Below are 19,614 nucleotides of genomic sequence, written 5' to 3'. Positions count from 1 at the left end.
TTCTTACGCGTTACTCACCCGTCCGCCACTGTCTCCTAAAAGACCGTTCGACTTGCATGTGTTAAGCATACCGCCAGCGTTCATCCTGAGCCAGGATCAAACTCTCCATTTTGGTTCGTTCTTTTTAGCTCTTTCGACCGTTTTTACAACCACGGTCAGGTTATTTTTTTCTGACGCAGGGGTACTTGTCGTATTCTGGCTTTCAAACTATAATATTTTCAAGGTTCGGTGCGCTGTTCGGCGTTGCCTCTCTCGGCTTCGCTGTTCGGCACTTATTCAATATATCTAATCTATTTGGGTTTGTCAACTACTTTTTCCATCTTTTTGGAAAAAAATTTTTTATTGCCCTGAAACCTGCCCACAGTGCTGGGTTTAGTCCACAATGGGTTAGAAATTGTTGACTAAAGGAAGAGTAGATAGTGAATTTCCAGTCCGTAATAGCGATATTGCATGAGTTTTGGGGACAGCGTGGCTGTTTAATTGCTCAACCCTACGATATGGAGAAGGGCGCGGGTACTAAGAATCCCCATACGTTTTTAAGGGCTTTGGGACCTGAACCTTGGGCTGTCGCCTATGTTGAGCCTTGTCGTCGGCCTACAGATGGTCGTTATGGCGAAAATCCGAATCGCTTTCAGCATTATTATCAATATCAAGTGTTAATTAAGCCGTCACCAGATGATATCCAGGAGATTTATCTTGATTCTTTGCGAGCTTTGGGGATTTGTCCTGAAGATCACGATGTTCGCTTTGTGGAGGATAATTGGGAGGATGCGACGGTGGGCGCTTGGGGTACTGGTTGGGAAGTGTGGTTAGATGGGATGGAAATTACCCAATTTACATATTTCCAGCAATGTGGTGGCATTGATTGTCGTCCTGTGTCCATTGAGATTACTTATGGTTTAGAGCGATTGGTGATGTACCTTCAGCAAGTGGAGGCTATTACTAAGATCCAATGGACTGATAACATTACTTATGGTGATGTTCATCTTCAAGGTGAGATTGAACAGTGTACTTATAATTTTGAAGCTTCTAATCCTGAAATGTTGCTGACGCTGTTTGGTTTATATGAGCAGGAAGCTACTCAATTAACAGAACGAGGATTGGTTTTACCTAGTTTAGACTATGTGATTAAGTGTTCTCATGCTTTTAATTTACTGGATGCTAGAGGGGTAATTTCGGTGACGGAACGAACTCGTTACATTACTAGGATTCGGCATTTGGCAAGGAAAGTGGCTCATTTATATGTTGAACAAAGGGAAAAGTTGGGTTTTCCGTTGCTTAGGAATAATATAAGCTAAAATTTTTGGCGTTGCATAATTGAATCATGAATTAACTCACGCAAAGGCGCAAAGGTAAGAGTTTTAAAAATGAAAGCCAGAGAATTCATACCTCAATTCAGCAAGTCCAAATTTTTCAATTCCCCCCCGCAAGGGGGATACGGAAGTTAATGTTAAAACAGTGGTGTGTAAGATGGTAAATATCAGTGCAGTTTTAGAACCAATTGCGAGTTGGTTTCGTTCTCTGGGTGTTCCTGAACCGATTGTACATTGGGGACATCCAGTAATGATGGGAATTGTGATTTTTGTGGTGGGGACTTTTGTGGGGGTGATGGGTTGGCGTGGTAAGTTGCTGGAGGGGAAGGATAAGGATGCAGCTATTCAAAGCCGTAATGCTCATCGTCAATTAGCTCCCTGGTTGTTTTTATTTTTAGCTGGTGGGTATATTGGCGGAGTTTTGTCGTTAGTGATGCAGCAAAAACCGCTGTTTGCAAGTCCTCATTTTTGGACTGGTTCGCTGGTGTTAATACTGTTGTTAATTAATGGTGTGATTTCTCTAAGTGGATTTTTTGGCGATAAAGCTGGGTTGCGTGTAGTTCATGCTTATTTGGGGACTATAGCACTAGGGGTTATGTTTGTTCATGCTGTTTTAGGGTTTAATTTGGGTATTTCTTTATAATTTTCTGATTGCCAAAGTTACCAAAGATAAATTATTTGTGTAAAAAGCAAATTAAATTTTAATCTACTGGGTGCTTTGGCATTTATTGTGATTTATGATGCAAACGAGTGGAATAATTATCTGTCTTAGTTATATTTTGGGTTTGCTATTTACCGCAATTCCCTGGGGTGGTGTCTGGATTTTATTTTTGGGTGTGGTTGGGGCAGTGTTATTTCGCCGAATATATGTTAATTTAAGGAAATTTGCTCTCAAAAGAGATGGGACTGCTGACAAAACAAAGCTGGTTGCTAATAACTGGACAAATATTCCCCATCCTAGTCTGTGGTTAATAGCTGGTGTGGTGGGTTTGTTGGCTACTTTTTATTTTAATTTGCGATTACCTCAACCGGGAATAAAAGATATTAGTCGCTTTGTGGCTAGTGATAAAAGTAATCTTGAACAGTCAGTGATTGTGCGAGGGTTGGTGGATAGTAATCCTCGCTTAACTCGCAGTCAAAGGGGACAATTTTGGTTAGCAGCGACTCAGTTAGATGAGGTACAGAATAATCAAGCTTCTGGAGGGAATCCCAGGGAGGTAACAGGTAGGTTATACGTGACTGTACCGATACTTCAGTCTACTGGTTTATATCCTGGACAAGAAATTGCGGTGACAGGATTTTTGTATAAACCAACAGCAGCGTTAAATCCTGGTGGTTTTGATTTTCAGAAATATCTGCGACAGGAGGAGACTTTTGCGGGTTTAGCGGGAAGACAGGTCAATATTCTCGATGATCAGCGTCCTTGGGGATGGTGGCAAGTTCGTGGGAAAATCGGGAGATCACAAGCTCGTTCATTAGGTGTTCCTGAAGGTCCTCTTGTCAGTTCCATGGTTTTAGGTGCTAAGGCTGTTGATTTACCCTATGATATCCGTGATTTATTTGTGAGGACTGGTTTGGCTCATGCTTTGGCTGCTTCTGGTTTTCAAACTTCTTTAATTTTGGGTGTAATTTTACAGCTAACTAAAGGTACAAATAAAGCCGCCCAGATCACTATGGGTGGCTTGGGATTAACTGGTTTTTTGTTTTTAGCCGGTTTTGAACCTGCGGTATTAAGAGCCGTAATTATGGGCTTTGCGGCTTTGCTCGGTTTGGCTTTAGAAAAAGGTGTGAAGCAGTTGGGATCTTTGTTGATAGCAGCAACATTATTATTATTATTTAATCCTTTGTGGATTTGGAATTTAGGTTTTCAATTGAGTTTTTTAGCTACGTTAGGATTAATTGTCACCGCACCAGCAATAGATAAACGTTTAGATTGGCTACCACCAACAATTAGTTCTTTAATTTCTGCATCTTTAGCAGCAACAATTTGGACTTTACCCCGATTGCTAGAATTTGCTTGTGTAATTGTAGTTTATAGTGTGCCTCTTAATATTCTGACGACACCATTTATTTCTATCATTAGTCTTGGGGGAATGATTAGCGGTTTAGTAGGTTTAATTTTACCAGATTTAGGAAGTATTTTAGCGGGTTTTTTATATTATCCTACCCATTGGTTAATTCAACTGGCGGAATTTTTTGATCATTTACCAGGAAGTCAGATACCTGTTGGTAGTATATCAATTTGGCAAATGTTGATTATCTATCTTTTAATTATTTTACCTTTATTAGTAAAATGGTGGCAGAAACGCTGGTGGTTTGCAGGTTTTATTGTGGTCGGTTTGGTGCTTTTTCCCCTGTGGTATTCTCATGATAATTTGCTAAGAATTACTTTATTAGAAACCAGGACTGAACCTGTTTTAGTAATTCAAGATCGAGGAAATATTGCGATAGTTAATGGGGGAAATGAAGGTACGGGTAGATTTACAATTCTCCCATTTTTAAGACAGCAAGGGATAAATCAAGTTAATTTGGCTGTCGCTAGTAAGTTCCCTGGTCATAGTTATGATCCTTGGTTGGAAATTATGCAAGATATACCAATTAAAAATTTCTATGAATATACTCCCAATTTAGAGGACAATATTGCCACTCAATTACTGCAACAGCAACTCCAAGAAGAGCAAGGAATCTATCAAGGTTTAGCAGTTGGTCAACCGATAAATAATTCGACAATTATCGCACAATTAATTAATGAGCAAATACCAATTTTAAAATTACAAATTTTTAATCAAAACTGGTTATTGGTCGGTAATATTAAATCCCAACAAATTCAAGAACTAATTAAAAGCGGAGATTTGTCTTCTCCCCAGGTTTTATGGTGTCCATCAGAATCTTTACAAGATCTAATTTTAGCACTTAAACCGCAAATAGCCATCTCTCCTACTAATAATTTAGATAGTAAAACATTATCTTCTTTAAGTAAAGGACAAACGAAGATTTTTTTTACTGGTAAAGATGGTGCAGTTCAATGGACACCGAATGAAGATTTTCAATCTTTCATTCAAACAACAGAAAATAAATCTTCTGTTTTATAATATGGGATTTTTTCGCGCCAAGATACAAAGGAGCAAAGACGCAAAGGAACAAAGAGATAAAACCTATGATAAAAAATAAAAAGTTGAAAGTCAAACATCATCAAGACTTTCAACTTTCCGGCTTTAAGCATCTTGAGGATTAAGACGACTCATTTCCCATGTGGTGTATGTACCTATAGGACTCCACAGTAAATAAGGTAATAATAGTAACGCCGACCAAATGGATACTGGTAGAACTGCTAATGTGATTAACAAACAAATCAGCAATCCTGTACCACCGATAATTGTCCCAACTATGAGACTGCGAAAATGTAACATTACAGGGGTGTAAGCTATGGTAAATATTTCTAGGAGTAGGTATAAAACCATCATCAAGCGTGTTGTATAGCTATTTGGGCTGTGTTCCCAAATGATGTAAGCTGACCAAGCACCGCAAATAAATATTACTGTCCAAATCAGGGGAATTGCTGATTCAAATGTTAACCATCGAGGTCTTTGTAATTGTCTAAACCACTGACTCTGGTTGGGTGTCATCCAGTTACCAGCAAAACCTACTAAGAATGCTATAATGCCAATTATCATCCAAGATTTAATCATAACTGCCTTGGTGCTGACTTTTACCATAACTAGTTTATCACTTATTCCTCGACACGATAACCTAGTTCGGCTAACCGCACCCGTGAATGTCGCCATTTGGGTTGTACTTTGACAAATAATTCTAGATAAACTTTCCCAGCAATTAGCTTTTGAATTTGTTCTCTAGCTGCACTACCAACAGATTTAAGCATTGTTCCCCCTTTACCAATGAGAATACCTTTTTGCGAATCTCTCTCAACATGGATGGTGGCAAGAACGCGGGTAATTTTTGGGGTTTCTTCGACTAAATCAATGGCTATGGCTACGGAATGGGGAACTTCTTGACGAGTTAGTAATAATATCTGTTCTCTAATCAATTCACCCATAATAAACCGTTCTGGCTGGTCTGTAACCAAATCTGGGGGATAATAAAATGGTCCTGGTTCGAGGTGACTAATTAATAAATCTTGCAGTTGTAATAATTCCGCGCCAGTTTTAGCAGAAAATTTCGCAGTTTCCCATTGATAAGTATTAGCTAATTGAATATAACTTTCATTTATTTTTTGAGCATCTTCCGGTTGTTGATCAATTTTATTAATTCCTAAAATTACGGGTGTTTGACTATGAGTTAATAATTCAGCAACATAGCGATCGCCCGCACCACAGGCAACCGTACCATCAACTACAAATAATACAACATCTACTGACTCAATGGCAATTTTCGCATTTTTTACCAGCACTTCCCCTAATTGATGATGTGGTTTATGAATACCCGGTGTATCCACGAAGATCAACTGGGCGGTTTCTGTAGTTAAAATACCTCTTAAACGATTGCGAGTAGTTTGGGCTATGGGGGAAGTAATGGCTATTTTTTGCCCAACCAATTCATTCATTAAAGTGGATTTACCGACATTAGGACGACCGATAATACCGATAAAACCCGATTTAAATCCAGCAGGTGCTTGGGGAATCATCACACCACCGAAATCAGTAAAAATATTATTATCAATATGAGACACTTGTGATTCTACTTGCATTGTTTACAGTTATGATCAATAGATGATTTTGATGAAAATTCTCTTGAAGAATACAGATATATCAATTATTGCATATTTATGGAAATAACAAGAAAGGATAAATCAAAATTTGGCCTTGCTGATTAAATATATGAATATGTATCACCGAAAGGCGCAAAGATGCAAATAATCAGGTTGTAGCTGTTAAACTTTGATTGTGAAATTAACATTTTGTGCTATTATTTAATAGTTTTGAGAAAAAATAGGACTAAAGTTCTGACTACAAGTTAGAACATTATAGCAGTTGGCTAAGTCCTAAAAAAATAATACTTATTTATTAATTAGCGAACTAGTAAAATTAAAAACCATGAAAACTATTGCTACGGAGATACCAGAGATTATCTTGATTGAAACGCCAATCTTCCAAGACTCAAGGGGCTTTTTTTTGGAAGCCTATAACGAAAAAATATTCACAGAAAAACTGGGAATTACAGCCAAATTTGTTCAAGATAATCACTCAAAATCGGAAGAAAATGTGTTGCGAGGATTACATTATCAAATTATCCAGCCCCAAGGTAAATTAGTTCGCGTTATTGCTGGTAAAATCTTTGATGTGGCTGTGGATATTAGAAAAAAATCTCCCACATTTGGACAATGGGTAGGTTACGAACTCAGCACCGAAAATAAACTCCAAATGTGGATACCAGCAGGTTTTGCTCATGGCTTTCTCGTACTTTCAGAAATGGCAGAGGTGATATACAAAACTACAGATTATTATGCACCGGGAAGCGATCGCGCTATCATTTGGAATGATGCAGATTTAGCTATAGTTTGGCCTCTGAAAACACCTCCAATTTTATCAGCTAAAGATAGTAATGCTCCAACTTTTAAAAAAGCGGAAGTTTATGAATAAATCAATATTACTAATAGGTAGTAACGGACAAGTGGGTACAGAACTAAAAAATACCCTTTCATCCAACTCTACCAACTATAAAGTTATTGCTTATGCACGTCCGCAAATAGACTTAAATCAACCTGAGAACCTCCGTCAAATTATCAAAGAAACCCACCCGGAAATAATTATCAACGCCGCTGCTTATACAGCCGTAGACAAAGCCGAAAGCGAACCAGAAATAGCTAATACTGTCAATGCTATAGCCCCGCAAATTATCGCCGAAGAAAGCCAAAAACTAGGAAGTTTCTTAATTCATCTTTCCACAGATTACGTATTTAACGGTAATCACAATTATCCCTATCAAGAAACTGATATTCCTAATCCATTAAGTGTCTATGGAAAGACAAAATTAGCCGGAGAAATAGCAATTCAAAAAACTTGTCCCCATCATCATATAATTATCCGTACAGCTTGGGTTTATGGGACTTATGGAAAAAGTAATTTTGTGAAAACGATGTTACGACTTGGTAAAGAAAAACCCGAAATTAGGGTAGTTGCAGATCAAATTGGTACTCCTACTTGGTCTCAAGATATAGCATTGACAATATCCCAAATTATCCCCCAATTAACATCAGAAATTACTGGAATTTATCACTATACAAATAGTGGTGTTGCGAGTTGGTATGACTTTGCTATAGCTATTTTTGAAGAAGCTGAAAAACTGGGCTTTTCCCTGAAAATTGAAAAGATCATTCCTATTACCACTCCCGAATATCCCACACCCGCAAAACGTCCCGCTTACTCCATTTTAGCTTGTGATAAGATATCTAGAATATTGGCAACTTATCCTCCCCATTGGCGACAAAGACTAAGATTAATGTTAAAAGAATTACAAGGAAAATCTCTATGAAAGCACTAATTTTATCCGGTGGAAAAGGCACAAGATTACGCCCCTTAACTTATACCGGAGCAAAACAACTTGTCCCAGTTGCTAATAAACCAATTTTATGGTACGGAATTGAAGAAATGGCAGGGGCGGGAATTACGGATATTGCTATTATTATCAGTCCAGAAACAGGAGAAGAAGTCAAAAATAAAACCGGAAATGGGGAAAAATTCGCTGTGAATATTACCTATATTTTGCAAGAACAACCAGCCGGTTTAGCCCACGCTGTCCAGGTGGCGCGTCCTTTTTTAAAAGATTCTCCATTTATGATGTATTTGGGAGATAACTTAATTCAACAAGGGGACTTAAGTTCATTTTTGCATAAATTTAGCCAACAAGAACCAGATGCTTTAATTCTGTTGCGTAAAGTCCCAAATCCTAGCGCCTTTGGTGTAGCGAAGGTAGATGAAAAAGGTAAGGTATTACAATTAATTGAAAAGCCAAAAGTTCCCCCGTCAAATTTAGCATTGGTAGGAGTTTATTTCTTTTTGGCGACTATCCATGATGCAATTTCTCAAATTAAACCTTCAGCGAGGGGAGAATTAGAAATTACGGACGCTATTCAATGTTTAATAGATCAAAAAAAAGAAGTTTTAGCTTATAATCTTGATGGTTGGTGGTTAGATACAGGGAAAAAAGATGATTTATTAGAAGCTAACAGGCTAATTCTTGATACCTATTTAACAAAATCAATTTTAGGCGACATTGATAGTAAAACTCAGATTATTGGTAGAGTAGAAATTGGTGCTAAATCTAAAATTATCAACTGTACAATTCGTGGACCTGTGATAATTGGGAATAATTGTTATTTAGAAAACTGTTTTATCGGTCCTTATAGTAGCATTGCGGATAATTCAACCCTGATAGAAACGGATTTAGAACATAGTGTAGTTTTAGAAGGTGCTAAAATTACGGGTATTCAACAGCGGATTATTGATAGTTTAATTGGACAACGCGCCCAATTAAGTATAGCCCCCCGTCGTCCTAAAGCATTACGTTTTTTAATTGGTGATGATTCGCAAATTGAACTAACTTAAAGGCAATAGGTATCATTCTAGACACTGTACTAATATTCAATAAAAAGGCTGGTTTTAGCAATACTATAAATACCTTGCTACAACTGGCTTTTATATCAATATTTTCTGTCATGATTATTTCTTTTTATCTTTAGGACTTACGCACAAGTTACTAAAAACGAACCACGCCAGATCACAGAGATCACAGAGGAATGAGAGTTTGAGATCGAGTAAATATCTACCATTCATCAAAGTCAACCTTTTCACAAGCACAAATTAAACTACTATTATCCGTGCATCATCTCTAGATTTAGCTTTGACTGTAATTTCTACATCAATTCCCAAAGTATTGAGAAATCTAAACATTCTTTCTAGAGAAAAACCTGTAAGTCTTCCTCTCATTAAAGCAGAAACTTTTGGTTGATCAATTCCTAATAATTCAGCCGCTTCTGCTTGTGTAATATGACGTGCAATGATAGCATTACTGATTTTTCGTGCTAGTTCTGCTTTTACTAGTATTTCATCTGGGTTGGGTAAACCTAAGTCAGTAAATACGTTACCGCTACTGGGTTTTATTTCAATATGTTCTGTCATGATTATTTCCTTTTCTCTTACTGATAAACTTGTTTATAATGCTGTTTTTCTCTTTCAAGTCTTGCTTCAATTAAGTCAATGTCTTGCTTAGATGTAGCAATACCATGTTTTGATTTTTTCTGGAAGAAGCGAATCAATAGTTAACAGGCATAAAATCCCTTGAATTTCTTGCGTGGCGTGGCTGTATACAAAAAATATTAAGCCCTATCCTAAGTTTACATCATTACTTGCGGCTTTCTACTTGACTATTTTTATTTATGTAATTACAATGTAAACACCACCCTATCCCCAAAAACATAAAATGGGTACAGCAATCAAAACCCGAATAGTCAAAATTGGTAACTCCCAAGGGTTACGCATCCCCAAAACCCTATTAGAACAAAGCGGAATTAACTCAGAAGTAGAAATAGAAGTTCAAGGAAATCATCTCATTATTCGCCCAATTGAACAAGTCAGAAAGGGTTGGGAAAAAGCATTTATAGAAATGGCAGAAAACCGCGATGATATCTTATTAGATGACATCAACACAACAGAATGGGATGAAAATGAATGGCAATGGTAGTTAACAGATTTGATGTTTTCTTAGTTAATCTTGACCCTACCATTGGTAGTGAAATTAAAAAAACACGCCCTTGCTTAATAATTTCACCCAATGAAATAAACCATTATATTTCCACCGTAATAGTTGCACCAATGACAACAAAAGGGCAACCATACCCCACAAGAGTAACCTGTCAACTTCAACGAAAAGAAGGGCAAATCGTACTTGATCAAATTCGCACAATAGATAAAATCCGATTAGTCAAACTTCTCGGTCAAATTACTACAGAAGAACAAAAAGCCGTTTTGGATATCTTAGCGGAAATATTTGCAGAATAAATAACCTTCTTCTTCCTTCGTGTGCTTCGCTCCTTCGTAGTTTATTTTTATTCCTCATAAAACCAAGACGCAGAAAACGCCTTTCGCGCCTTTTGCGTCTCTGCATGAAATGTTTTCAAAACCCAAAAATTAAAAATCCAAAATGATTTTTTTGAATTTTTAATTGTTTAAGTTCCCACCGCCCCAGAGTAAATCAAACCTCGCTGTATATCTAAAGTTAAAATCGCACCGTCTTTAATTACCTGTGTTGCTTCCTTCACACCCAGAATTACTGGTACACCTAAACGTAAACCGATAACTGCGGCGTGACTAGTGAGACTATCTTCCTCAGTAATAATCCCACCAGCTTTGCGAATTGCTTCTACAAAATCGACACCTGTGCGGGATGCTACTAAAATATCACCGGAATTAAAATTACTGGCATCCATAGCATTATGAACTACCCTAGCACGTCCACTGACTGAACCTTGACCTAGACCAATTCCCTGGCCGAGTATAGCAGTTACCACTTCCACCTTAATCAAGTCTGTTGACCCAGAAACCCCCTGAAGTGTACCAGCAGTCATTACTACTAAATCACCTTCCGTTAAGAGGTTTTTTTCTTGGGCTACATTGATAGCGGCTTGGAACGTCTGACCAGTGGAAGGTAATTCTAAGACTAAAAGCGGTCTTACGCCCCAGACCATCTGTAACTGTCGCGCTACGTTAACATGGGGTGTAATTGCTAAAATTGGTGTTTTCGGACGGAATTTAGAAACATTGCGGGCTGTAGCTCCAGTTTGTGTTAAAGTCATAATTGCTGCTGCGCCCAAATTTTCCGCAATTTGACCAACTGCTTGACTAATAGCATTGGGAATAGAGGGTTTATTATCTCGTGACTGACGGGAGTTGGGGTTTTGTGCGTACTCCTGTTCCATGCGTTCTGCTATCCTGGCCATGGTCGCTACAGCCTCCACAGGAAAACTACCGACGGCGGTTTCATTGGAAAGCATGACAGCGTCTGTACCGTCTAAAATCGCATTAGCGACATCGGATACTTCCGCACGAGTGGGACGGGGGTTACTGACCATGCTATCTAGCATTTGGGTAGCGGTAATGATGGGAATACCCAAGCGGTTAGCCGTAGCAATTAGCCGTTTTTGTAGTACGGGTACATCTTCCGCTGGTAATTCCACCCCTAAATCACCTCTAGCGACCATGACACCGTCACACAAAGACAGAACTGCCTCCATTTGTTCAATGGCTTCGTGTTTTTCGATTTTAGCAACTACAGGGACACTTTTACCGGTGCTGGAAATTAGTTCTTTAATTTCGATGATATCCTGGGGATTACGGACAAAGGAAAGTGCTACCCAATCAACACCCTGGTCTAGACCAAACATCAGATCCTCGCGGTCTTTGTCGGTCATGGCTTTAATGGATAAGTAAACTCCCGGAAAATTAACACCTTTGTTGTTGGAAAGTTTACCTGGAACTGTGACGCGACAGTGTAAATCACCTTTTTCGCGGTTGATGTCCTCTACCACCATTTCGACTTTACCATCATCGAGGAGGATTTTTGCACCCGTGGGAACTTCATCGGCTAAGTAATCGTAAGTGACACAACTTATTTCTTGAGTTCCTTCTATAGGGCGATTTGTCAAAGTGAAGCGATCGCCCTTGCCTAAGATTATAGAACCATTTTCAAACCGACCCAAACGGATTTTGGGACCCTGTAAATCTTGTAGAATTGCTACTGGTCTATTTAATTCAAAAGCAGTTTGCCGAATTAACCGAATACTACGCTGATGATCAGCATGAGTTCCGTGGGAGAAGTTGAGTCTAAGGGTTGTAGCACCCGCTTCAATAATTGCTTTCAGCATTTCTGGGCTACTGGTAGCAGGTCCAATAGTAGCAACAATTTTAGTTCGGCGCTGAGAATCTCTTAATTGCGTCATGGGCTGGGTTGAAGATTTTTGGAGTCTACCGGGGAATTTATCGTCATCTTTGCTTATACCATTTGAGATTTAAGATTTTGGATGATGAAAGACTGACAGTATCAGCAATTCATTTTTCCATTGATCACCATCATTTTGCAAATTGGTATGAATTAAACGAACTGTCTTTTTTATTAACTGCTAAATCAATGTTACAGGCAGTTAGGGAGGTAATTATGGTATAAATTTGATATCGTACATTGGCAACAGTCCTCTCAGAGAGTTTTTTATCTAAAAGCACTGGTTTAGCCAAGAATCATAGCCTCATTTATTGACCCTTCAACAGAACTGTAAATAAATCTTGCTTTACATAACTTTACTCTTAACTAAGATTAATAGTATGATCCGTAAAGATTGATGATTAATTAAAGGAGTTAATAATGCTCACGTCGGAGGCACAAAAGCCACTGACAATTCCCCCCAAAGAACTTTTATCACCTCCTGGTGATTTTAACCCCACGCTGCTGATGTTTTTAGTCGTAGTGATGATGTTAGTTTTATCTAATTTTGGGTATTGGTTGTGGGAATGGCCTCATTGGTTGTGTTTTAGTATCAATACACTAGCACTCCATTGTTCAGGAACAATCATTCATGATGCTTGTCACCAGTCAGCCCATCGGAATCGAATTGTTAATGCTATCTTAGGCCATTGTAGTGCCTTAATTCTCGCCTTTGCTTTTCCAGTATTTACACGAGTACATTTGCAGCATCATGGTAATGTTAACCACCCTAATGATGACCCAGATCATTATGTTTCGACAGGTGGACCCCTGTGGTTAATTGCGGTGAGATTTTTGTACCATGAGGTATTTTTCTTCCAAAGAAGATTATGGCGTAATTATGAACTACTAGAATGGTTTATTAGTCGCTTAATCATCATTACTATTGTTTATATTTCTGTCCAATATCATTTTTTGGGCTATATTCTTAACTTTTGGTTTATTCCGGCTTTTTTAGTAGGAATAACTTTGGGGTTATTTTTTGATTATTTACCCCACCGTCCGTTTGTGGAAAGAAATCGCTGGAAAAATGCCCGGGTTTATCCAGGTAAAGTTCTCAATATCCTGATTTTGGGGCAGAATTACCATTTAATTCATCATCTGTGGCCTTCGATTCCTTGGTATAATTATCAACCGGCTTATTATTTAATGAAGCCGTTATTGGATGAAAAAGGCAGTCCCCAAACTTCCGGGTTATTGCAGAAAAAGGACTTTTTTGAATTTGTCTATGATATTTTCATAGGTATTCACTTTCATCACTGATTTAGGGCAGTTTATAGCAGAATTATGTAAGCTGTTATGCTTCCTGGGGAAGACTAAGTTACGCTTTATTTAGTAAAGAGGCGTAAAAATAGTTTCCCCAGCAATGCTAAAATCCCCGATAGAAAGGCAATAGTAGTGTAAAAAAATCACAAAAACCCCAGAAGTTGGTGCTTCTGAGGTATAAAGAGTTTTAGGCACGATTGAGGATAATAGTTATCTGGTGATCAATTTGGAGTAATAAATCTTGAGAATGATCACAAGATAGCTTTATCAATATCTCAAACTAAGAACCTAAAAGCCCACAGGTCAACTACTTAAATACTTTAGCAGAGCTATTTCTATTTCAGTAGCCAAATTGGCGTTTTTTTAAGTTTGATTTAGACATCTACCTCTCGGCGGATATTCACTAATTCATAAAGCTTATTTTCAAACTTTTGGGTACAAGCTGACCAATCAAATTCCAGAATTGAGGGACGAGCTTGTTGAGTTAATTGATTTTTGAGGTCAGGATTTTCGAGAATTGTAATTACTTTTTGGGCAAAATCTCTAGGGTCATTAGGTGCGGCCAGAAAACCATTAACCCCAGAAATAACCTGTTCAGCAGTTGAAGGGGCGACAACAGCCACTACAGGTGTTCCAGAAGCTAAAGCTTCGTTAGTTGTAGTGCAGAAATTTTCGGTGATAGAAGGGTTAACAAATATATCTGCTTTTGCAAACCAACCTAAAAGTTCTTTACCATGAGATTCACCCCAAATAGTGACACCATGGGGGAAATTTTGAGCGCGACGACGAATTTCTGCATCCAAAGGACCGCTACCAACAATTACTAGATGAACATCAGGAATTTTAGCAGCAATGAGAGGATAAATATCTAAAAGTTGATTAACATTTTTTTCTGGAGTAATACGCCCTACAAATAAGATAGTTGGACGTTGATCATCAGGAATTGGATCATGACAAATATTGCGGGGATGAAATTTTTGGCAATCAATTCCTTGATAGGGGAGATATTCACTTCGTTGAGCTTTTAATTTTTGGTATTTAGCTAGTTGTTCACGGGAAGAAAATAAACTTAAATCATAAGTTTCACTAAATTGTTTAACTAAAATTGGTAGGAGAGGACGCACTAAATTAAAGACTGTATTACCGAAATAATATTGGATATAGGCAATGATATCTGTATGGAAAACTGAAACAATAGGTGTGTTTGTTTTTCTGGCATATTCTACTCCCACAGAACGGCCATAACCTTGTAAAAAACCAGAATATAAACCTCTCATTTGTGGGGCTTCTTCGACAACAATAATATCAGGTTGAAAGTGAGTGAGTAATTTTGTATCACTCCAATGACGATAGTTTAATGGTTGGGGTAAAGATTTATAAAATATCAGTGGTTCTGTCGGAAATGAATAAGCAGAAAAATTAATAAATGTTTCTAGTTCTTCAATTCCTGTCATGGGACGCTTACCAACTTGTGGCGGGTATTGATCATTAATTTCTGGGTGAACTAGAAAAACCTCATGTCCTTGTTTTAATAACCAGTGAACTCTTTGATGAACAGCCACAGAAACTCCTGTTAAGAATGGAGCGTATAATCCTGTAAATAAGGCAATACGAAGAGGTTTTTTGTTCATGACTATGAGGTGATATTTCTTGAAAATTTTGAATTGGGTAATTTTAGATATTGAAGCGTTAAAGCGAAAATAGAACATCTAAAATTTACCCTATTTCCCTAAAGAGAAGCTTTTGGATCAATTGGTTGATCTAACCATTGGTAAGGACGGTATTCAATTAACTGAATATTTTCATGTCCTTGAATGCGATAGGTAAGTCCCCGCCAAGTAATACTTGATGTCCAGAAGGAAGATAAGATTATTAATCCATAAATCCACTGTGTTAAAGGAATAACTATTAACATTTTGAGGATAATTAAAGGCGATAATTTGGGTATTTTTTTACCTTGATTATGTAAGATATGATGTATTGCTACTTCCATCAATAGCATGAGTAAAACTAAACCAATGGTATAGCAAATGTAAGAAGAAAATAATAAAAATGCAGCGTACCATTGAGACTGAAGCAGGAGATAGAAAATTATGATGATGACTAGATTTGGTACGAGAATACTAGAATATGCTTCACTAATGATAGCTAACCAACCGGGGTGATAAAGTTTAGAACTAATTATTAATCGTTTTAATGATTCTAGTAAGTTACTTAAACTACTTTCTTCCTGATTTAGCATCAATAAAGAAGGAATAAATTTAATTTGTAACTTTTGTTGTTTGATAAGTTTATGGAGGAGCATATCATCTGTTAATACTTGTCCCCATTTATCCAAAAGTTTGATGCGATGTAATACTTCTGTTTTGATAGCTAAAGTTCCACCCCAAGGAATTTGAAAGAGAAACATTTGCACCACCGTAGAAACATTACCGGAGTAGCGAACTAATGAACCCCAATAATTACCAGTGGGAACATACCAACGATTTCCTGTTGTTAGACCAACTTTGTCATCAAGAAGAGGAGTGACTAATTCTCGTAACCATTCGGAATGAACTACAGTATCAGCATCAATAAAAGCGATAACTGGATAAGCATTATCTAAGTCAGAAACAGCTTGTAATAGAGAACTGCATTTAAGACTACAATTATGACGAACCGCTCTTAATGTGCTAATTTGGACATTAGTTGCACGCAGTTGATTGATTGTTTCACTGGCAATTTTAAAAGCTGGATCTTTTTGACTATCAATGATCAATTTTAGATCATATTGCGGGTAGTTTTGTTGTAAGAGCGATCGCAAACAATGAGGCAAAAATGGATCTGCACCTCGTAAACAAAGAATTACTGCCGTTTTTGGTAATTTTTCATCTGGTAATAACCGTGGTTTGTATGAACGTAAATACCATAAAAATATTAACGTTAAACAACTCTGAATTAACAACCAACCCAACAAAGACTTAGATAGAAATATCATCAAATCTGGCATTATCTCTATAGTCTCAGATATAACTTAGAGGTCAGGAAAAAGAGTTAGCATCTATACTTAACTCCCGATTGTAAATTATAAATAAATACAGTTCAGTTAAGAATAGAGTTTTAGGCTTAACTAAACCGTATTAAATTCCGAATTAAGGATCAAGAGAATACTTCAAAAAGATATTAATTGTAGTATTCTTATCAACTTTAAAACGGGCATTTTTGAACTTAGGTGTGCCAGTGCTGATAGAAACAATGGGATTTCTAGAAATGCCAAAACCCTCTTCGGGAATCCCGAAAAAGTCTTTATTGAGTTTGTGATCACCATTTTGATCATCAACTACAGCCACAGCATAATTACCAGGTTTTAATCCAGAAAATACCTGTTTAATGGAATTTCCTGTAATTTTAGTACAGCCACTTTTAACTTCACTTTTAGCATTATCTGGAAATCCTTTTTCAGAGTTATAAACTCTCATGCAAATTTCCCCAGTTTGATTACGAATACCATTAACAACTACAGTTAATGATGTTGTTGATTCAGCTTGAGCTACTTCGGTAAAGCTAATAGTTAGCAAAGTGGCAATGAACAGGTTTACAATTTTAAACATTAGTCAACACTTCCTAATTGTGAAAATTTACCCTTGGAGAATTTTATCTATTTCATCAGTTTTTGAATGTCAGTTTTTTGCAACCATTCACGAGTGCGACCCATTCCTTCTGCTAAATCAACTTTAGCCCGATAATTCAAAATATTTTGTGCTTTTGCAATAGAATAGGCATAAGGACGACTCATAAAATCAACTGATTCCGGGAGAATATCAGCTTTTTTACGGAATAGTTTTTGTCCCTGAAGACGCACACGCAGAAATAACTTCATTTCCTCTTTAGGTAAAGACATTGGCGCTGGTAAACCTTCCAAAGAAGCAAGATGAATAAAATAATCTTTCCAAGAAGTTTCTTTACCGTCAGTAATGTTGAAAATTTCCCCATAGGCTGATTTTTCTATGGCTAAAAAGATAGCATCAATTAAGTTATCTACATATAGATGATTCATCACACCTTTACCATCATTAGCATAAGCAAATAATTTTTGTCGCATCATCTGAATTGGCCGAACAATCCAAGGAATACTTCCAGGACCATAGACATCACCAGCCCGAATTACAATTACTCCAAATTCAGGGGCATTGTTCAGTTTTAAAACTTCGATTTCTGCTTCAATTTTTGTCTGACAATAAGGATTATTTTCACCCGAAAGTACACCTGATTCTGTAACCCTTTCAGGGTAATCAAACCCATATACTAAAGTGCTAGAAAGATGGACAAATGTTTTTACACCTGCTTGTTTAGCAGCCTTAGCGATATTAATAGTACCATTGACATTTATTTCTCGAAAATGCTTAATTTCTCCAGCTTCTTCGGCAATTTGAGCAGTATGTAAAACTATATCTATTCCTTGACAAGCTTTTGAGCAAATTCCAGGATCAGTGATATTACCGACTAGAATTTCAATACCTAAATTTTGCGCTGTTTGATCTTTAATTTGGGAACTTTGTATACCTCTAACTTTCATCCCTTGAGCTATAGCTAATTCGGCTGCACGTAAACCAATAAATTCGTCAATTCCGGTAATCAGCAGAGTTTTGTTTTGCAAGTTCATGTTGAAATATAGATAAGTGTTTTGTAGTAGTGTGACGGTAACGATACAGTTGAGAAAGCAATACAATCTTATTTCCTAATTGCAGGAAATTGCAATTAAGAACTGTTGCACTGACAAGAAAATTTTACTGTTGCTAATAACATTAAACTTCTATCTTTGGTTGGTTTTAATTTAGAGAATATTGAGCAAAATTTGCTGAATTTACAGGAAAACAAATTCCTAAAAACTATCAGCCGGATCAGCAGAACGGAGTTTATTAATAGCTAATGCTCCAGAGGTGATGCAAATTAAGACTGTAGATACTAAGACAAGTAAGGCATTATTACTTGTCATCATGATAGGTAATTTAGTTGCTTTCATAGCAAAATCATATAAACCAATCGAAACAATAAAGCCGGGAATATATCCTAACAATGCTAAGATTAATGCTTGTTGAAAAACAACATTTAATAAATATCCATTAGCATAACCAATAGCTTTTAGAGTTGCATAGGCAATAAATTGAGTAGCAATGTTGCTATACAAAATTTGGTAAACAATTACAACACCAACAACAGAAGCCATGATCAGCATTAAGTTAAGAATAAAACCAATAGGAGTTCTTACAGACCAATATTGTTTCTCAAAATCAATAAATTCTTGACGAGTGAATATTTTTACATCCTGCGGTAGCTTGTTTTTTAAACTATTTAAAACTCGTTCTATATCAGCACCAGATTTGAGTTTAATCACTCCCATATCTATTTTTTCAACTGGGCGACTATTAGGATTAATTCTTAAAAAAGTTGAGTCACTAACAATTAAATTACCATCAACACCAAAGGAAGGTCCTAAACTAAATAAACCCCCGACTCGCACCCGATAGCCCTTAATCGCATCAAAGGGAAAGATTTCAATTGGTTGTTGAATATTTCCCTGATTAAATAATTCTGCTATTGGTCCAAATTCTGAACGGGCATCTCTATCAAATAGCATGACATCAGGAATTTTGAGTTTATCTAAATTTTCCTCAACTTCTGGAATATCTAGCACGGATTTTCCAGGATCAAAACCAATGACATAAATTGAATATTTCTCACCACTAACGGGATTTTTTAATTTTGCAAATTGCAAATAAATTGAACTAACAGAATCAACACCATCAAACCCTAATGTTTGATATAATCGAGTGCGAGAAAAACTTTGAATTGCTGTCAAAGATTTATATTGAGAACTAACTAAAAACAAATCACCGTTCAATCGTTGATGTAATGCTGTTGCACTAGAATATAGTGCATCTTGAAAACCAAGCTGGATAAACATTAACAGCACAATAAAGCCAATTCCGGCTACAGCTATCACAAAGCGAAGTTTCTGCTGGACAAGCTGTAGCCACGCTAAAGGAATTTTGATATTCATATTAGT

At 37.0% G+C, this 19,614-nt stretch carries 18 protein-coding genes and 1 rRNA gene; 9 read left to right on the top strand and 10 right to left on the bottom strand.

All coding sequences use genetic code 11. From position 1 onward, the window contains the following. Positions 1–112, bottom strand: a 16S ribosomal RNA gene (locus tag H6F62_RS03485); the annotation flags it as partial. Positions 113–419: 307 nt separating this feature from the next. Between H6F62_RS03485 and glyQ the strand changes: the two genes are divergently transcribed. The 3 genes from glyQ to H6F62_RS03470 all read left to right on the top strand — a co-directional run bounded on the left by glyQ (position 420) and on the right by H6F62_RS03470 (position 4,405). Then, on the top strand, positions 420–1,298 hold the full coding sequence (gene glyQ / locus H6F62_RS03480; protein WP_137908963.1) for a glycine--tRNA ligase subunit alpha: 879 nt from the start codon (positions 420–422) through the stop codon (positions 1,296–1,298). Positions 1,299–1,470: 172 nt separating this feature from the next. After that, positions 1,471–1,956 (top strand): DUF4079 domain-containing protein, encoded by a 486-nt coding sequence (locus tag H6F62_RS03475; RefSeq protein ID WP_190371343.1) that lies wholly within the window; start codon positions 1,471–1,473, stop codon positions 1,954–1,956. A 94-nt stretch (positions 1,957–2,050) separates the two neighbouring features. After that, a complete protein-coding gene (locus tag H6F62_RS03470) occupies positions 2,051–4,405 on the top strand; it encodes a ComEC/Rec2 family competence protein (protein WP_190371342.1) in 2,355 nt (784 codons plus the stop codon). Between the two features lie 123 nt (positions 4,406–4,528). Here the strand turns inward: H6F62_RS03470 and H6F62_RS03465 are convergent, their stop codons facing one another. Both H6F62_RS03465 and era read right to left on the bottom strand, forming a co-directional pair. Then, positions 4,529–5,002 (bottom strand): TspO/MBR family protein, encoded by a 474-nt coding sequence (locus H6F62_RS03465; protein WP_190371350.1) that lies wholly within the window; start codon positions 5,000–5,002, stop codon positions 4,529–4,531. Positions 5,003–5,043: 41 nt separating this feature from the next. Next, a complete protein-coding gene (gene era, locus H6F62_RS03460) occupies positions 5,044–6,018 on the bottom strand; it encodes a GTPase Era (RefSeq protein WP_137908966.1) in 975 nt (324 codons plus the stop codon). 346 nt (positions 6,019–6,364) lie between these two features. Between era and rfbC the strand changes: the two genes are divergently transcribed. The 3 genes from rfbC to H6F62_RS03445 are packed head-to-tail and all read left to right on the top strand — an operon-like array spanning position 6,365 to position 8,875. After that, positions 6,365–6,910 (top strand): dTDP-4-dehydrorhamnose 3,5-epimerase, encoded by a 546-nt coding sequence (gene rfbC, locus H6F62_RS03455; RefSeq protein ID WP_137908967.1) that lies wholly within the window; start codon positions 6,365–6,367, stop codon positions 6,908–6,910. Then, positions 6,903–7,802 (top strand): dTDP-4-dehydrorhamnose reductase, encoded by a 900-nt coding sequence (rfbD, locus tag H6F62_RS03450; RefSeq protein WP_137908968.1) that lies wholly within the window; start codon positions 6,903–6,905, stop codon positions 7,800–7,802. The genes rfbC and rfbD overlap by 8 nt, the downstream gene beginning before the upstream one ends. After that, positions 7,799–8,875 (top strand): glucose-1-phosphate thymidylyltransferase, encoded by a 1,077-nt coding sequence (locus H6F62_RS03445; RefSeq protein WP_137908969.1) that lies wholly within the window; start codon positions 7,799–7,801, stop codon positions 8,873–8,875. Before rfbD ends, H6F62_RS03445 begins: the two co-directional genes overlap by 4 nt. A 255-nt stretch (positions 8,876–9,130) precedes the next feature. Here H6F62_RS03445 and H6F62_RS03440 read toward each other — a convergent pair whose 3' ends face one another. After that, the gene (locus H6F62_RS03440; RefSeq protein ID WP_137908970.1) at positions 9,131–9,448 is read right to left on the bottom strand and encodes a helix-turn-helix transcriptional regulator; all 318 of its coding nucleotides are present in this window, start codon (positions 9,446–9,448) and stop codon (positions 9,131–9,133) included. A gap of 301 nt (positions 9,449–9,749) precedes the next feature. Between H6F62_RS03440 and H6F62_RS03435 the strand changes: the two genes are divergently transcribed. Beyond that, complete coding sequence (locus tag H6F62_RS03435; RefSeq protein WP_137908971.1) at positions 9,750–10,010, top strand: AbrB/MazE/SpoVT family DNA-binding domain-containing protein; 261 nt, start codon at positions 9,750–9,752, stop codon at positions 10,008–10,010. Next, the gene (locus H6F62_RS03430; protein WP_199290866.1) at positions 10,004–10,327 is read left to right on the top strand and encodes a type II toxin-antitoxin system PemK/MazF family toxin; all 324 of its coding nucleotides are present in this window, start codon (positions 10,004–10,006) and stop codon (positions 10,325–10,327) included. The genes H6F62_RS03435 and H6F62_RS03430 overlap by 7 nt, the downstream gene beginning before the upstream one ends. A gap of 167 nt (positions 10,328–10,494) precedes the next feature. Here the strand turns inward: H6F62_RS03430 and pyk are convergent, their stop codons facing one another. After that, positions 10,495–12,264, bottom strand: coding sequence for a pyruvate kinase (gene pyk, locus H6F62_RS03425; protein WP_137908973.1), 1,770 nt, complete (start codon positions 12,262–12,264; stop codon positions 10,495–10,497). Between the two features lie 419 nt (positions 12,265–12,683). Between pyk and crtR the strand changes: the two genes are divergently transcribed. Then, entirely contained in the window at positions 12,684–13,565 is an 882-nt protein-coding gene (gene crtR / locus H6F62_RS03420) for a beta-carotene hydroxylase (protein WP_028083201.1), read from the top strand. Between the two features lie 377 nt (positions 13,566–13,942). On the opposite strand, the gene H6F62_RS03415 is transcribed toward crtR, so the two are convergent. From H6F62_RS03415 to devC, 5 genes are all read right to left on the bottom strand, one after another. Then, positions 13,943–15,199, bottom strand: a complete 1,257-nt coding sequence (locus tag H6F62_RS03415; RefSeq protein ID WP_190371341.1) for a glycosyltransferase — start codon at positions 15,197–15,199, stop codon at positions 13,943–13,945. A 98-nt stretch (positions 15,200–15,297) separates the two neighbouring features. Continuing rightward, positions 15,298–16,557, bottom strand: a complete 1,260-nt coding sequence (locus H6F62_RS03410; protein WP_190371340.1) for a glycosyltransferase family 2 protein — start codon at positions 16,555–16,557, stop codon at positions 15,298–15,300. A 142-nt stretch (positions 16,558–16,699) separates the two neighbouring features. Beyond that, positions 16,700–17,158, bottom strand: a complete 459-nt coding sequence (locus H6F62_RS03405) for a DUF2141 domain-containing protein (protein ID WP_190371339.1) — start codon at positions 17,156–17,158, stop codon at positions 16,700–16,702. 47 nt (positions 17,159–17,205) lie between these two features. Then, complete coding sequence (locus tag H6F62_RS03400) at positions 17,206–18,210, bottom strand: NAD(P)-dependent oxidoreductase (protein ID WP_137908977.1); 1,005 nt, start codon at positions 18,208–18,210, stop codon at positions 17,206–17,208. Between the two features lie 219 nt (positions 18,211–18,429). Then, positions 18,430–19,608: an ABC transporter permease DevC gene (gene devC, locus H6F62_RS03395; protein ID WP_137908978.1), complete on the bottom strand. Its 1,179-nt coding sequence runs from the start codon at positions 19,606–19,608 to the stop codon at positions 18,430–18,432. Between the last annotated feature and the right edge of the window lie 6 nt (positions 19,609–19,614).

Origin of the sequence: Anabaena sp. FACHB-1391 (assembly GCF_014696755.1) — a bacterium.
Classification (GTDB): domain Bacteria; phylum Cyanobacteriota; class Cyanobacteriia; order Cyanobacteriales; family Nostocaceae; genus Dolichospermum; species Dolichospermum planctonicum.
Note: the sequence above shows the minus strand (reverse complement) of the source record. Positions and strands in the feature narration are given on the sequence as shown.